This is a genomic window from Chitinophaga rupis (assembly GCF_900109685.1).
Classification (GTDB): Bacteria; Bacteroidota; Bacteroidia; order Chitinophagales; family Chitinophagaceae; genus Chitinophaga; species Chitinophaga rupis.
On the sequence record NZ_FOBB01000001.1, the window covers coordinates 1,619,165 to 1,634,393 of the forward strand.

Annotated in this window: 10 protein-coding genes; 8 read left to right on the plus strand and 2 right to left on the minus strand. The window is 46.8% G+C overall.

Translation table 11 applies throughout. The annotated features are described in order from the left end of the window. Window positions 1–613: 613 nt before the first annotated feature. The 3 genes from BMZ54_RS06545 to BMZ54_RS06555 all read left to right on the plus strand — a co-directional run bounded on the left by BMZ54_RS06545 (window position 614) and on the right by BMZ54_RS06555 (window position 7,866). Window positions 614–2,512, plus strand: coding sequence for an ABC-F family ATP-binding cassette domain-containing protein (locus tag BMZ54_RS06545; RefSeq protein ID WP_089907720.1), 1,899 nt, complete (start codon window positions 614–616; stop codon window positions 2,510–2,512). Window positions 2,513–2,735: 223 nt separating this feature from the next. Beyond that, window positions 2,736–4,058, plus strand: a complete 1,323-nt coding sequence (locus tag BMZ54_RS06550) for a glycoside hydrolase family 2 TIM barrel-domain containing protein (protein WP_089907724.1) — start codon at window positions 2,736–2,738, stop codon at window positions 4,056–4,058. A gap of 22 nt (window positions 4,059–4,080) precedes the next feature. Further along, window positions 4,081–7,866 (plus strand): glycosyltransferase, encoded by a 3,786-nt coding sequence (locus tag BMZ54_RS06555; RefSeq protein WP_089907727.1) that lies wholly within the window; start codon window positions 4,081–4,083, stop codon window positions 7,864–7,866. On the opposite strand, the gene BMZ54_RS06560 is transcribed toward BMZ54_RS06555, so the two are convergent. Together BMZ54_RS06560 and BMZ54_RS06565 are read right to left on the minus strand one after the other, a co-directional pair. Continuing rightward, window positions 7,861–8,301 carry a hypothetical protein gene (locus BMZ54_RS06560; protein ID WP_089907730.1) on the minus strand — a complete coding sequence of 147 codons (441 nt, stop codon included), beginning with the start codon at window positions 8,299–8,301 and terminating at the stop codon, window positions 7,861–7,863. The genes BMZ54_RS06555 and BMZ54_RS06560 overlap by 6 nt on opposite strands. A 14-nt stretch (window positions 8,302–8,315) precedes the next feature. After that, window positions 8,316–8,636 (minus strand): hypothetical protein, encoded by a 321-nt coding sequence (locus tag BMZ54_RS06565; protein ID WP_089907734.1) that lies wholly within the window; start codon window positions 8,634–8,636, stop codon window positions 8,316–8,318. A 164-nt stretch (window positions 8,637–8,800) separates the two neighbouring features. Between BMZ54_RS06565 and BMZ54_RS06570 the strand changes: the two genes are divergently transcribed. The 5 genes from BMZ54_RS06570 (at window position 8,801) to BMZ54_RS06590 (ending at window position 15,229) form a co-directional block, all read left to right on the plus strand. Further along, window positions 8,801–10,378, plus strand: a complete 1,578-nt coding sequence (locus BMZ54_RS06570; RefSeq protein ID WP_202909150.1) for a flavin monoamine oxidase family protein — start codon at window positions 8,801–8,803, stop codon at window positions 10,376–10,378. 328 nt (window positions 10,379–10,706) lie between these two features. Continuing rightward, complete coding sequence (locus BMZ54_RS06575) at window positions 10,707–11,876, plus strand: pyridoxal phosphate-dependent aminotransferase (RefSeq protein WP_089907737.1); 1,170 nt, start codon at window positions 10,707–10,709, stop codon at window positions 11,874–11,876. Window positions 11,877–11,896: 20 nt separating this feature from the next. Continuing rightward, the gene (locus BMZ54_RS06580) at window positions 11,897–12,916 is read left to right on the plus strand and encodes a Hint domain-containing protein (protein ID WP_089907740.1); all 1,020 of its coding nucleotides are present in this window, start codon (window positions 11,897–11,899) and stop codon (window positions 12,914–12,916) included. A gap of 62 nt (window positions 12,917–12,978) precedes the next feature. Then, on the plus strand, window positions 12,979–13,962 hold the full coding sequence (locus tag BMZ54_RS06585) for a polyprenyl synthetase family protein (protein ID WP_089907744.1): 984 nt from the start codon (window positions 12,979–12,981) through the stop codon (window positions 13,960–13,962). A 142-nt stretch (window positions 13,963–14,104) separates the two neighbouring features. Continuing rightward, window positions 14,105–15,229, plus strand: coding sequence for a hypothetical protein (locus BMZ54_RS06590; protein ID WP_089907748.1), 1,125 nt, complete (start codon window positions 14,105–14,107; stop codon window positions 15,227–15,229).

A 15,229-nucleotide genomic window follows, 5' to 3' on the forward strand; every position in this document is an offset into this window, starting at 1 on the left:
GTTAACTTAGTATAGTAGCACATACACAACGTTACTTAAAGTTATGCCGATACTCGTCTTACATTGCATCGTTATGGTGGAGATCACTGCACTGTACATGCTGGTGAACAATGTTTTAAGAAAAGCCGGAAAATAAAGCTGGAAAAACCGGATACTCATTAGCCATCCACTTTATTCAAAGCACTTAGCATCTCCGCATTAAAATGGTGAAAAGCGTTTTAGCCCTCCCGTTACACACGGGAGGGTTTTTTTACGCCCTCAGGGTACATGCTCTGTAATTGGAAAATGAAAAATAACCAATGGATAAAGGCCGATCTCGTATAGCAGCCTTGTAGGATGTAAAAAAACCTGGTAAGCATACACTATACTACAGTCAGAACCTGTGACTTGCTGTTGAATGTAATGGAGCAGTGGTTAACAGCACTCCATACAGATCAGGAGACAGAAAAATAGACAAAAGCATTTGTAACCAGCATAAAAGGTATCAAACGTTTTTTGATATAATTCCTAAATGAATGTACGAAAATTTTCCGGATGACGCAATAAATGCCCGCCCATACCTGTAACAGCCCAATTTGCCGCTTATTAGCGGCCCAATTACTATCTTCGCCCCATGCATTACGTAACGGTTGAAGGGATCACAAAATCATACGGCGAAAAGCCACTGTTCAATAATATTTCTTTTCACATTGAGGAAGGCGATAAAATAGCGCTGGTAGCCCTGAATGGCACCGGCAAATCTACCCTGCTGCGCATACTCTGCGGTAAGGAAACCGTAGATGAAGGAAAAGTGTGGGTACACAAAGAGGTGACCGTGGTAATGCTGGAACAGCAGAACGCTTTTGACCTGAAGAAAACCATCCTGGCTAATATTTTCGCCCAGGACCACCCTATCTTAAACGCCATCCGGGAATATGAACACCTTACCGACCAGGACGGTGACCCGGATCCGGGCCTGTTAGCGAACGCTATCACCAAAATGGATGAGCTGGGTGCATGGCATTTTGATGCCAAGGTAAAGCAGATCCTGGGAAAGCTGAATATTCATCACCTGGACCAGCACATGGGTACCCTTTCCGGCGGACAGCTAAAGCGCGTGGCGCTGGCCAAAGTGCTGATAGATATTGGTTTTGAGCACAAGCATACCCTGCTTATCATGGATGAACCTACGAACCACCTGGATGTATCTATGATCGAGTGGCTGGAAAGTTTCCTGAACCAGGAAAATGTAACCCTGCTGCTGGTTACCCACGACCGCTACTTCCTGGACAGCGTATGTAATGAGATCATAGAGCTGGACCAGCAGCAACTGTTCATCTATAAAGGAGATTACGAAAACTACCTGGAAAAAAAGGCTGCCCGTGAAGAGAGCGATAAGGCCAGCGTGGAAAAAGCCCGTAACCAGTACCGCAAGGAGCTGGAATGGATGCGCCGCCAGCCTAAAGCCCGAACTACCAAAGCTAAATCGCGCATAGATGCGTTCTATGATGTAAAGGAAAAAGCCAGCGTACGTATAGAGCGGCAGCAGCTGGAGCTGAACGTAAAAATGACCCGCCTGGGCGGAAAAATACTGGAGCTGAAGAAAGTGTACAAAGCCTACGGCGACCTTACCATTCTCAAAGGCTTTGACTACACCTTTAAAAAAGGAGAGCGTATAGGCGTGGTAGGTAAGAACGGGGTAGGAAAGTCTACCTTCCTGAATATGCTGCTGGGGCTGGAGCCGGCGGATTCCGGTAAAATTAATATAGGCGATACTGTTATATTCGGCAACTACAATCAGCAAGGCCTGGTGATTAAAGAGGATGTGCGCATTATTGAGTTTGTGAAGAATATTGCCGAACATTTTCCCCTGGCAGATGGTACAAAGGTAAGCGCAGCCCAGTTCCTGCAGCTGTTCCTGTTTCCCCCGGAAAAACAATATACTTATGTATCCAAGTTAAGCGGTGGCGAAAAAAGGCGTTTGCACCTGTTAAGCATTTTATTCCGCAACCCTAACTTCCTGGTGCTGGATGAACCTACCAACGACCTGGATCTGCCCACCCTCAGCATCCTGGAAGATTTTTTACAGGAGTACCAGGGCTGCATTATCATTGTTAGCCACGACCGTTATTTTATGGACAAGCTGGTAGATCACCTGTTTGTATTTGAAGGCGGCGGCGAGGTACGTGACTTCCCGGGTAATTATACCCAGTTCCGGGAATGGGAAAAAGAAGAGAGCCGCAGCCAGAAACAGGAAGCTGCTGCGCCTGCTATCAGTGCCGGCAAAGAAACTCCGGTAACAGAAGCACCCAAAGCGCGTAAATTATCTTATAAGGAAAAACGTGAGCTGGAGCTGCTGGAGCAGGAAATAGCCAAACTGGAAACAGAAAAGAAAACGATTGATGAAAAGCTATCCAGCGGCAGCCTGCCGTATGAAGAGCTGGAGCCCCTTACCCGCCGGGTGGGAGAGTTAATACAGCTGCTGGATGAAAAAGGTATGCGCTGGCTGGAGCTGAGTGAAATGGAACAATAAATAATATAGTTAATAATTACATGCAGCTGGTTTACAGGGCCTGATCCCGGTAAACCAGCTGTTTTATTTAACATTGAACAATCCGGCATGAAAAATGCTAAGATTAACCCCGGGAAAACCGGACCTTTTTTCGTAAATTAAAAGAGGGAATGCGAAAGACAATACAACCAAAACATAATAGACCATACTTAATCATAATAGACCATACTTATTTTAACTGAACATGGAAAACGGGGGCAACCTGCGAAGGTTTATCCGCTTGCTGCAAGTATTAACTGGCTTCACTTTTCTTTTCTTTTTTATCCATTGTCCAACCACCACTACGTCGCCTCATAATAACCGCAAGGTATTTATTCAGAAAGAAGGAAAGCAGTATGTGCTTTACCGCAATGGCAAGCCATTCGTGGTAAGAGGAGCATCGGGGTACACTAATCTTGAAAAGCTAAGCCAGATCGGCGGCAATACTATCAGAACCTGGGACACAGTAAACCTCGGGAAGATCCTGGATGAAGCGCAGCGTAACAATCTGGCTGTTATTGTGGGCCTGCCAATGCCCGGCAGCGCCTACCTGGATTATTTCTATAAAGATACTGCCAAAGTACAGGCGTTATTCCTTGCGTTACAGCATACCGTAAAGCAATATAAAGGTCATCCGGCCCTGCTAATGTGGTGCCTGGGCAATGAGCTGGGCTTTAATGCCGGTATTGGCTACAGCCCCTTTTATAAGGCATTTAATAACCTGCTGGATATGATCCACACGGTTGATCCTGACCACCCGGTAACCAGCACCATGGCTAATTTTAATGTGCTGCAAACCATGTTGATCCAGTTACGCGTAAATAACCTCGATCTTATTTCCTTTAACACATTTGGTAAGCTGAAAATATTAAACAACAAGCTGCGTTGGTACAGGTGGTGCTGGAACGGCCCTTACCTGGTAACCGAATGGGGCGCATATGGTCCCTGGGAGGTGAATAACACTGCCTGGGGTGCACCCATTGAAAGTACAAGTACAAAAAAGGCGGAGCATTACCGGAATATGTATGGCATGCTGCCATTGAATGATCCGCGGTTCCTGGGTGCGCTGGTATTTTATTGGGGGCAAAAGCAGGAAACCACACCTACCTGGTTCAGTATGTTTGATGAGCAGGGTGCAGGTTCGCAGGCAGTGAGTGTGATGCAGGAACTATGGGGCGGCCACCCGGTAAATGTAAAACCGCCGCTTATCAGATACATGTTGTTAAACAATAAAGGCGCTGCAGATAATATCATGGTGATGCCACACAGCCTGCAGGCGGCAGAGGTGCTGATGGAGGGCGCTGTGCCGGATAACCTGGTATACCACTGGGAAGTGATGCAGGAGGATTGGTTCCATGAGCTGGGGAAAAATACCCAGCGCGTGCTGGACACCGTTATCACGGGCCGTAATACAAAATGTGTATTCCGGTCGCCTCTAAAAGAAGGTCCTTACCGTATATATGTAAAAGTATTGGATGGCCAGGGTCATTTTGCAACGGCCAATACACCTTTTTATGTAGTTGAGTAACAGCGAAAAGTGAAGCATAATTATGCAAACAGCCAAGTATGCAACGGCGCCTACCCGTGTGGAAATCTGGACACTACGGATCATGATCCTGATGGGAATTATTGGGATGGGTCATTTTTTATATTGCCTGCTTGATCCGCAGCAGATAGGTTATGCGCCTTTCTATTGGTTGCTGATGGCAGCCACTATTTTCAATTGTTTGCGGGTGCTGCATGAATGGTATCATTACATGTTTATAACGGTACCTCCAATACCACCGCTCACCAAAAGATTCACTGTAGATATTTTAACTACCTTCTGCGCCGGGGAACCCTATGAAATGATCGTTGAAACCCTGGAAGCCATCCAGGCTATACACTATCCGCACGAGACCTATCTGTGTGATGAAGCAGATGATCCTTACCTGAAAAGTGTATGCCGGCGCCTGGGCGTGCACCATGTAACACGTACGGATAAAAAAGATGCTAAAGCAGGTAATATTAACAATGCATTACAGCTGGCTACCGGCGAGCTGTGTGTGGTGCTGGATCCTGATCATGTACCGCTGCCTGAATTCCTGGACCCCATTATACCGCATTTTAATGATGACGCAGTCGGCTTTGTGCAGGTGGTGCAGGCTTATGGTAACCTGGGGGATAGCCTGATAGCTAAAGGCGCTGCGCAGCAAACTTTCCAGTTTTATGGCCCAATGATGATGACCATGAACCGCTACGGGACCGTGCTGGCTATTGGCGCTAACTGCACTTTCCGCCGGGAGGCGCTGGATTCTATTGGCGGGCATGCCGCCGGCCTGTCGGAAGATATGCATACCGCCATGCAGCTGCACGCCAAAGGCTGGAGATCGGTGTATGTGCCGGCAGTGCTTACTTATGGACTGGTACCTTCTACTTTATCCGCTTATTATAAACAGCAATTAAAATGGGCAAGGGGAACCTTTGAATTGCTGGTCACTACTTTTCCCCGGTTATTTAAGCAGTTCACCTGGGCGCAGCGCCTGCATTACGGCACCATTCCGTTCCATTATTTCTCCGGTGTTATATTCTTCCTCAATTTTTTAATTCCCATCCTGTCCCTGACACTGGGGCTCATTCCCTTCCGGATGGACCTGTTATCTTTTGCATTAATAGGGCTGCCTTTTATCAGCGCTACCCTTGTTATACGGCATTTTGTGCAGCGCTGGGTTATGGGCGAGAATGAAAGGGGCAACCATGTAGTGGGCGGCCTGCTGCTGATCGGTACCTGGTGGATCTATATATTAGGGCTCTTTTATACCATTATCCGCAAGAAGGTACCTTATATACCTACTCCCAAAGATGATAATGAATCAGATAACTGGCGCCTTAATATTCCCAATGCTGTTATTGCGCTGGCTTCCCTGGGCGCTATTTTTTACGGGCTGCATGTGGACTGGAACCCTTATGCATGGGTGATGGCGGGCATTGCGGGAATGAACTTTTGTATCATGCTGTTTAACATCATCATCAGCCGCCGCAATGATCTGAAACGTTTTAAGGAAAGGTTTGCCATCATAAAGCCTGTGTTCTTTTACTGGCTGTCATTCAAAAGGCAATTATGGTATTTCCGGCATGGTGTGTATACCGGCATCCGCAGGTTTGCCCTTATATTTATGCTGCTGATCACTTTTACCGCCTTACATTTTCTGACCGGTGCCTCCAGGTATCCACAGCCTGTAAGCATGCGCGTCTATAAACAATACGTTTTCTATTCAGGAATATTCAGTCCGTCGGCCGCTAATGGTCTAACATCCATGGAGCAGGTACACCGTTACCAGCAGAACTATAATACACATTTTGGGATTGTTTCATTATACATTCCCTGGGGAGATGAGGAACGGTGTTATATACCGCAGCCGCTGATAGATTCCATTTATAACAACGGCGCTTACCCGCTCATCACCTGGGAACCCTGGACGCACCTGTTCAAATCCGCTGCAGATAATGAAGAGCTGAGCCAGGAAAAAAAGGTATTCCACTACCTGGTTAAAGGTACTTTTGACCGTTACCTTGAAAAATTTGCAGCACAGCTAAAAGCCCTTAACCGGCCGGTATACCTGCGATTTGCACATGAGGCGGATAATCCTTTTTATCCATGGTCGCCAAGCGGGGATAACACTCCGCAGGAGTTCATCAATGCCTGGCAGTATGTGCACGATTTTTTTGTGCGTAAACAGGTGAGCAATGTGGTATGGGTGTGGAACCCCTGGAAGGCAGACGCAGTGCAGGCTTACTTCCCGGGCTCCGGTTATGTGGATTGGTTAGGCGTAACCAGCCTGAATTATGGCAGCTATAACGGAGATGGTAAATGGTATGGCTTTAAAGAGCTGTACGCACCCTTTCACCGGCAACCAATCTTTCGTTCAGGCTTTCCTGTTATGCTAACGGAAACCGGTTCGCTGGGCGCAGCAGGTGACCAGCGCCTATGGTTTGCCGGGCTTTTTGCAGGCATCAGTACCTCCTATAGAGAAATAAAAGCGGTAGTGCTGTTTAATTCAGCAATGGATAAGAATGTACCGGCGGACAGCGGGGTGCAAATGCTGGACTGGCGGCTGAATAACCCCGGCGCTTATTTCAAGGATATAGCAAATTATCAATCTACCAAAGGCTATCATGAAGTAGGCGCTTATGAGCCTGTTCACAGTCTTTCTGTATATAACACGCCCATCAAAGAAAGACGCAGGCTCCCGGATACAATACGGGGCATCAATTACCAGAAGGGCCAGCCGTGGTATAAGAATTATTATACCCTTACCCGGCGGGAAATAACCAGGGATTTCAGACTGATGCAGCACCTGGGCATTAACACCATTAAACGCACAGGCCCCGGTGTATATGACCGGAATATACTGGCGGTAGCAGAACGATATAATATGCGGGTGCATTATACGTTTTGGGTACCTGCTGTATCAGATGTGCTGAGTAATAAAAAAGAGCTGGACCGTACTGCAGATGAGGTTATTGCCACGGTAAATGAGCTGAAGGATAACAAAGCCATTATTGCCTGGAATATAGGTGATACGCTGTGGCAGCGGCTGGCCGGGCAATTTTATAAACCCACGCTTTTATACCATCAGCAGGCATATACTACCTGGCTTAAAAAGCTGGTGAACCGTATTAAAGCTATTGATCCGGTAAGGCCGGTGACCATGGATGTGAGTGCAAACAAACAGCTTGCAACCGTGCTACAGTCTTTGCAGCAGCAGTTACCGGAAATAGATGCTTTTGGATTAATTGTTACACAGGATACCAGTGGTATAAACCAGCTAAACAGCCTGGCGGTTCCTTACTTTCTTAGCCAGGTGCCGGTGGCGCAATACCAGCAGCTAAGCAACCACCGCACGGGAACATTTATTACCAACTGGCAGGATGTAGGCGAACGTGATTACCTGACCTTTGATGGGTTGCTGGACCATGTTGGCCGTTACAGACCTGCTTTTTACCAGTTGGGAAATCAATGGGCGGGATTAGATCGCAAAACAGCATTTCCGGAGCTGCATATTCTGCGGCCCTCTAAGCTAACCAAGGCAGATGAGGTATTAAATTACCAGGTTATTATAAAGAATGGGAGGAATTGGGTGCTGGCTTCGCCAGCGTCACAATTGTGGCATTTTGAATGGCACCTGGTAAAAACAGATCATTGGGGAAATGCGTTGTATATGAGAAAACTGGGGCAGGGTACAAATATTAAGATCAGCATGCCTGGGGATGCCGCCTCTTATCGTTTATACCTCGCCGCCAGTAAGGGAAATGATGTAGTGGCCGTACAAACACCATTAAATATTCCGCTATGATATCACCCCTCTCTCTTTCAGTAGCTGCTGTTCATCGCCGGTGATATAGGCAAAGATCTTCAGCTGCTCCTGCTGCTGTTGCAGAAAATAGGTTACATCAAACTCTATCAGCAGCTCACGCTCATCCTTAAGGTAATAAGATTGCCAGCGTACTTTAACCATGTAGTGCAGATCGTCCAGGGCAGTCACCGTTAAATGCTCAATGTTCATTCTGCTGGTGCCAATGCTTTTGTAAAAATCATACCCTTTGGGAATGGATGCCCTGAACGCGTCATCATTCTTACCACAGATCACGCCCCGCGGACTGGCTTCTATAAAGCAATCCGCAAAAACTGCCGTGGTAGCGGCTACATCGGCTTTACCGGCCAGTCCTTCGGCAAATCTATTTTCATAATCCTTAAAGAACTGTTCAATGGTCTGCTGCATTTGCTGCATAAGCGGTCATTTAATTATTCCGGCTTATCACTGATCTCTGATTTTTTCAGGTATACTTTTTTACCCTTATCATCCACAATGTACTTGCGGTCCATTTTATCAATGTACACGGTTTCACCGTTGGGGCCTTGTTTGCCCTTGTAGGTTTTATCGGTAACCTTGGAAGCGCCTTTCACCGCAACAGAAGCGGTTTTGTGGCCTACTTTTTTACCGGTGTTGCCTACTTTTTTGATAACGGTATCTACCTGTGCATATGTATTGGATGTAATAAGGGTGCCGGCTATGCCAATAGCTGCGGCAAATAAAAGGGTCCGGATGTTTTTAATCGTGTTCATAATTGTGTGGATTTTTAATAGAGGGTTTCAAGAAGCATGCCAGCACAATTTCAATTGTATGGTCATATTTCTACATATAAATTCACTCACATAAAAAATGATAGTCAGCTGCCTTTTTTTGATTAACTTAAGAACATAGATTATTTAATAATGTAATTGGAAAAATGCCAATTTCAAGAAGGGAATTTTTAACAACAGCCGGTAAATCAGCCATTGCCGCCTACCCGGCCATGATGGCCCTGGGATTATTAAAACCAGCCCCTGCACATGCTTTTGAGCTAACAGGGAATGGTAATAACAAACACATCATTATTTTAGGTGCAGGCCTGTCCGGTATGACAGCTGCCTACGAATTAGGCAAATTGGGTTACCGCTGCACCATATTGGAAGCCCGCAACCGCGCCGGTGGACGTTGCTGGAGCATTCGCAAAGGCGCTACCTTGCAGGAAACAGGGCAACCGCTGCAAACGGCTAAATTTGATGAAGGACTGTATTTCAACGCAGGGCCTTCCCGTATTCCGCATCACCATGCGCTTACACTGCATTACTGCAAAGAGCTGGGTGTGCCCATACAGGTATATAATAATGTAAACGAAGCAGCCTATTATTTCAGCGAAGGCAAAGGCCCGCTGTCCAACAAAAAGATCCGCATACGGGAAATACATAATGATGTACGTGGGTATATCACGGAAATGCTGGCCAAAGCTATAGATCAGCACCAGGTAGATGCCGGTCTTACCAAAGAGGATGCACAAAAGATCATTGAATACCTGCGCGCAGAAGGCGGGCTGGATATTGATAAGCTTTACAAAGCCTCCAACCGCCGCGGTTACATTGAAGATGCAGGCGCAGGCGACAAGGCCGGTAAAATAGCCGACCCGTACAAGCTGGCTGATATTATTCAATCGGGCTTAATGGATCCTGACTTCTACAATGTAGCGGAATATACCTATGAGCTGCAGATGACCATGTTCCAGGCCATTGGTGGTAATGACATGATCGCTAAAGCGCTGGAGAAAAAGGTGGCGCCGCTGATCCGGTTTGGCTGTGAGGTAAGCGCCATACAAAACCAGCCGGAAGGGGTAAAGATCACCTATAAGGACAAATTTGGTGAAAAGCAGCTGGAAGGCGATCTTTGCATATGCACCCTTCCTTTGCCGGTGCTGAGTAATATACAACACAACTTTTCATCGGATGTTAGCCGGGCAATAGATTATATCCCTTACATGATCACCGGCAAAATGGGACTGCAATTCAAACGTCGTTTCTGGGAAGAAGACGAGCATATTTACGGCGGCATTACACACACGAACAATGAACTTACCCAGATCTTCTATCCATCCAACGATTATTTAGGAAAGAAAGGCATTCTGATCGGCTATTATAATTTTCATGAAACTGCAGATAAGGTAAGCGCTTTATCATTACAGCAACGGCAGCAGCTGGCGCTGGAAAAAGGCAGTTTGATACATCCGCAGTATGCAAAGGAATTTGAGACCGGGTTTTCCATCAGCTGGCATAAAACACCGTATAGCATGGGCGGTTGGGCGCTGTATAATGCAGAAACCCGGCAAACCTTATACAAAGCCATGCTGCAGCCGGATAAACAGGTATACTTTGCCGGTGAGCATATGACCTATCTGAATGCCTGGATGGCAGGAGCCTTTGAATCCGCCAGGAGCGTAGTGACGGCCGTGCATGCGCGGGTAACGGATCAGCGGCTGAAGTATCCGAAAGCGTAAAGCGTAAAGGATAAAGCAGAAAGCTTTTGTAGTGCGTAATGCTGAAGCTTTATGCAGTGGATAGATTGATACGAACGGTTTTTTCTATGCATAATGCAATGCGGTTTGAATTATTATCCGGGCTTTGTAACCAGCAGGGTAGCATGCCTGGTGCAGCACAGTAGTGCTATTGATCTTAAAAATAAAGTTTAAGCAAATGTCCGAAAACAAAATGTAAGCAGCTTTTGGCTTTATGCTTTTAGCTTTCAGCTTAAGCAAACACAATGAGCTTTATGCTTTCTGCTTTGCGCTTTCGGCTAATATCACCAACCTGTAAATCTAAACGCTTATGTCAACCATGAATCGCCGCCACTGGTTAAAGACCAGTGCACTGTTTACGGGAAGTCTTCCTTTCCTGACAGGAACACTGAATGGCGTAGCAGCCGTTTCTGCTACTACCGTCAAACATGCCTCCCCGGGCCAGCTAACAGATGCTGAATTTGCACGCCGCACCCCGGTGGAAATTAAGGCCCGCCTTTTTGCCAATGAAAACCCTTTTGGTCCTTCAGATAAAGCCAAGCAGGCTATTATTGACAGCCTGGCCAACAGCTATCAATACCCTTTCATGCACCTCACAGACCTGGAAGATAAAATAACCAGCTATGAAGGACTGGGAAAAGATATGATCCTGCTAAGCGCAGGCTCATCGCCCTTATTAATGGCCACGGCTATTTATTGTTGTAAAGATGGGGGCAACGTGGTAACCGGCGATCCTACCTATGATGATCTGCCTAAAAGCGCAGAAAAAATAGGCGCCCAATGGGTGAAAGTACCGCTTACCGCAGAATACAAGCTGGACCTGGATGCCATGGAAAAAGCCGTGAATGCCAATACTAAGCTGGTATACGTTTGCAATCCCAACAATCCTACCGCCACCGCTGTGGATGCGGAAAAGCTGAGGGCCTTTTGTGAACGCGTATCCAAAAAAGTAACCGTGTTTGTGGATGAGGCTTACATAGATTATTTACCTGATCCGCAGGCATCCACCATGGTCGGTTGTGTGAAGAACGGGCAGAATGTAATTGTAGCCCGTACCTTCTCCAAGCTCTATGGGTTTGCAGGTTTGCGTGTTGGTTATGTAATGGCGCAGCCGGATATGCTGGAAAAAATAAGCAGGTACACCAAAGATCAATATGCCATTTCTGCACCGGCATTATATGCTGCCATTGCATCCTACCAGGATAAACCTTTCCTGGCAGATGCCCTGAAGAAAACGCTGGCCAGCAAAGATTTCCTGTATAAAACATTAAAGGAGGAAGGCTATGAATACATTCCTTCTGTTACCAATTTTGCCATGTTCCCTTTAAAGATGGACGGGAAGCGCTTTGTGGATGAAATGATGAAACGCGGTGTAGCCCTGCGCAACTGGATGGTGAACGGGAAGGACTGGTGCCGCATCAGCATTGGCCGCATGGATGAAATGGAAATTTTTGCCACTGCATTTAAAGAGTTATCATAATTTATTTATTACTGAAGTTTATGCAAAAGATCATTATTACCATATTACTGCTGTGCAGTTATTATAACATCTACGCCCAGGGAGGCGCCGCTGCATCTGCTGCCGCCCCCACAGCTGCCCGTGCGCTTACCATGGAAGAATATACAAAAGCAAAAACATTTAAGGTAAAAGACCTGGATAATGATACCTATGTAAAGTTTGACAATACCTATGTGCTGGACCGCTATGAAATGCGCAAGCCCTATTTTATTACCGGTGATGACGGCCTGAAGAAACGGATCGATCTTTACAAGCTGGTAGCTAAAGATGGTATGCAGGAGCTGGGCACTATGATCTATTATACCAATGAAAAAGGAACGCTGTACACCGCCGTGCTGCCGGGTTTCCGCGCAGCGGGAGAAATATGGGAAAAATATTTTGAAGATATTCACAGCATCGATAAAGAAGAAAAGAACTTTGTGCTGAAGCTGTCTTATGTATTATCCAAAGAATTTGGCTTTCAGCAATACAAAGCTGCCAGTGGCGGTAAGAACCTGAAAGAAGAATCGGCCACTTATAGCAATAACATTTGCTTCCCGGGCAACCAGGAAGTAGCTATGGCCAATGGCGCAAAAAAAGAATTGAGGAGTATTCAACCCGGTGATGAGGTGATCACCATTGATCCCGTTACACGCCAGTCCAACACCGTGAAGGTAAAGGAGCTGGTAGTGCACGATGCGGAGAACTATGCCATTACCAGCCTGCTGGTGATAGCTGCGCATGAACGGCAAACTGCGGCCGGTAACCTGGTTACGCTGTACAGTAAAGTGCTGCAGGCTACACCCAATCATCCTATGCTGACGGCTACAGGTAAGAAACCGATCGGGGAAATTGCAGCAGGTGAGCAGGTGCTTTGCCTGGATGAAGCCACCCACACTTATGAAACCTTTACTGTATTCAATAGAACAGAAGCTGCAGGCGGCGTGCAAAAAGTATACAACATGGTTACCAGTGGCGGCAGCACTTTTATGATGAACAATGTAATGGTATTACAAAAATGATGTAAGCCTTACTGCAATCTTATTTCAGGTGGGAGGGGGTATCTTGGTAAAAACCAGAAGCTATGGAACCCCCTCTCCCTGTTGAAAATACAACTGCTGTTGTCCACTCCTTTGATGTGTTGCTGGCTGCCTTTGAAAACCAGTTCAACGACCGGCTTTTTCCCCAAACACCTGTTAACCTGTATAATGCCATTGACTACCTGTTAAAGAGCGGAGGCAAACGTATACGTCCTGTTCTATGCCTGATGGGGAATGTGCTCATGGGCCCTCTGCAAATGGATGCTTTCCTGGCTGCCAATGCCCTGGAGCTGTTTCATAACTTTACGCTGGCGCATGATGATGTGATGGAAGCAGCGACGCTGCGCCGTGGTAAACCCGCCCTGCATATTAAGTACAGCGCACCCACCGCCATCCTCACCGGCGATACATTGCTGCTGTATGCCTACGATTACCTGAACCGCATACAGGGCCGGCATAAGCAAAAGGTCGTACACCTGTTCAATGAAGCGGCAAGGGCCGTGTGTGAAGGCCAGCAAATGGACCTGGACCAGGAAGCGCAGCCATTGAATGTGCTCACTTATAATGATTACCTGCATAAAGTGATCCTGAAAAATGCCGCACTGCTGGCCGTAAGCCTGCAAATGGGCGCTATTATTGGCGGCGCCGGTATTACTGACCAGGAGCATATTTACATTTTCGGGAAAAACATAGGTATTGCCCTGCAGCTGCAGGAAGATCACCAGGAGGCTTTTAGCGAAGCACCTGAAAATTTAACCCGGCATAGAAAAAACAGCCTTTTATTAAAAACCTATGAATGGAGCACGCCCGAACAGCGCAGCCAGTTACTGGCATTGCTTAGCTTACCGGTTACGGATGCCATGCCCGGCCTGGCACGGCTCTACAAAAATTGTAAAACAGGGGAATGGGTGCTCAGGGAAAAAGAGCGTTTACAGCAAACAGCGCTGCAGCATCTGGCTAATATTTCCATACCAGCGGTGAATAAACGGCCTTTGCAGGAACTAACGGAGATTTTATTGGGCAAATAGCAGCATGTTGATTTTCAATTGTTTGTACCCTTGCATCAACTTGCGCTTAACTTGAACCGGTTTTGAAACGGGTCTTTTAACTTTTGCTTTCACCTTTAGGGCGTTCAATTTTTATTCATTTAAAACAGAAAAAAATAACGCTATGGGAAAAGCCTTTCTCCTCCTGTTATGCCTGCATGTTCAATTAGGGGTGCTTGCTCAAAAGAAACCTGCTGCTGTAAAGATCCCCCTAACCGCCGACCGCTGGACCTTTACACCCGGAACCGTCATTTTTGCGGAATACAACGGTGTACCTGCGCTGCAAATCCTCGCTAATAAACCCCCGGTAGTATTTAATGGCTTCAATTTTACCAACGGCACCATTGAGTTTGATATGGCGCCAGCGGATAGCAGCATGTTTACCGGTATTTATTTCAGAAGGCAGAACGATAAGGAAAGTGAATACTTTTATTTGCGGGTAAGTGGTGGCGAAAAACCCGGTGTGTTATGGTCCATTCAATATGCACCTATTATACAGGGCGTGAACCTGTGGGATATGCTACCGCAATATCAGGGACCTGCCGCCTACAAAAAGAAGGAGTGGAACCATATAAAGCTGGTGGTGTCCGGTATGCAAATGTTGATCTATATTAATGATATGAGCCGCCCGGTAATGGAAGTACCCCGGCTGGAAGGTAATACCACGCAGGGCGGGCTGGCATTTGACGGTAAAACAGCTATAGCCAACCTGGTAGTTACTCCCAATGAAGTAGCAGGGCTGTTACCGGCAGAAGGTATAGACCCCCTTGCCCATGATCCCCGTTATTTGCGGGAATGGTCTGTGAGCCAGCCGCAGCCCCTGCCTAATGGACAGGAATTATTTGCCGGCGCTTTGCCGCCTAAAGAAACAGTTTGGGAAAACATTACAGCAGAGCGCCGCGGTTTGGTGAACCTGACCCGCCGTTTTGGCCTCAGTGAAAGCCGCCGGGTGGTTTGGTTAAAGGTAAAGCTGAAAGCCGCTACCGAACAAAAGCGTGTGGTAAACCTGGGTTTCAGTGATGAGATCTGGGTATTTATTAACGGCCAGCTCCTTTTTGTTGATAAGAACCTGTACGCACGGCCCATTATGAAAGCGCCGGAAGGCCGTTGCTCCATAGAAAATGCGTCTTTTACACTGCCACTGAAAGCCGGGGAAAATGAGCTGCTGGTAGGCTTATCCAATGATTTTTACGGATGGGGTATTATTGCCCGGCTGGATGATATGGAATATGTGGAGGTGGAAAAGTAA

Coding starts and splice junctions, on each gene's coding strand:
- BMZ54_RS06555 (WP_089907727.1), top strand. CDS start 4,081: ATGCAAACAGCCAAGTATGCAACGGCGCCTACCCGTGTGGAAATCTGG.
- BMZ54_RS06560 (WP_089907730.1), bottom strand. CDS start 8,301: ATGCAGCAAATGCAGCAGACCATTGAACAGTTCTTTAAGGATTATGAA.
- BMZ54_RS06575 (WP_089907737.1), top strand. CDS start 10,707: ATGTCAACCATGAATCGCCGCCACTGGTTAAAGACCAGTGCACTGTTT.
- BMZ54_RS06565 (WP_089907734.1), bottom strand. CDS start 8,636: ATGAACACGATTAAAAACATCCGGACCCTTTTATTTGCCGCAGCTATT.
- BMZ54_RS06545 (WP_089907720.1), top strand. CDS start 614: ATGCATTACGTAACGGTTGAAGGGATCACAAAATCATACGGCGAAAAG.
- BMZ54_RS06590 (WP_089907748.1), top strand. CDS start 14,105: ATGGGAAAAGCCTTTCTCCTCCTGTTATGCCTGCATGTTCAATTAGGG.
- BMZ54_RS06550 (WP_089907724.1), top strand. CDS start 2,736: ATGGAAAACGGGGGCAACCTGCGAAGGTTTATCCGCTTGCTGCAAGTA.
- BMZ54_RS06585 (WP_089907744.1), top strand. CDS start 12,979: ATGGAACCCCCTCTCCCTGTTGAAAATACAACTGCTGTTGTCCACTCC.
- BMZ54_RS06580 (WP_089907740.1), top strand. CDS start 11,897: ATGCAAAAGATCATTATTACCATATTACTGCTGTGCAGTTATTATAAC.
- BMZ54_RS06570 (WP_202909150.1), top strand. CDS start 8,801: ATGCCAATTTCAAGAAGGGAATTTTTAACAACAGCCGGTAAATCAGCC.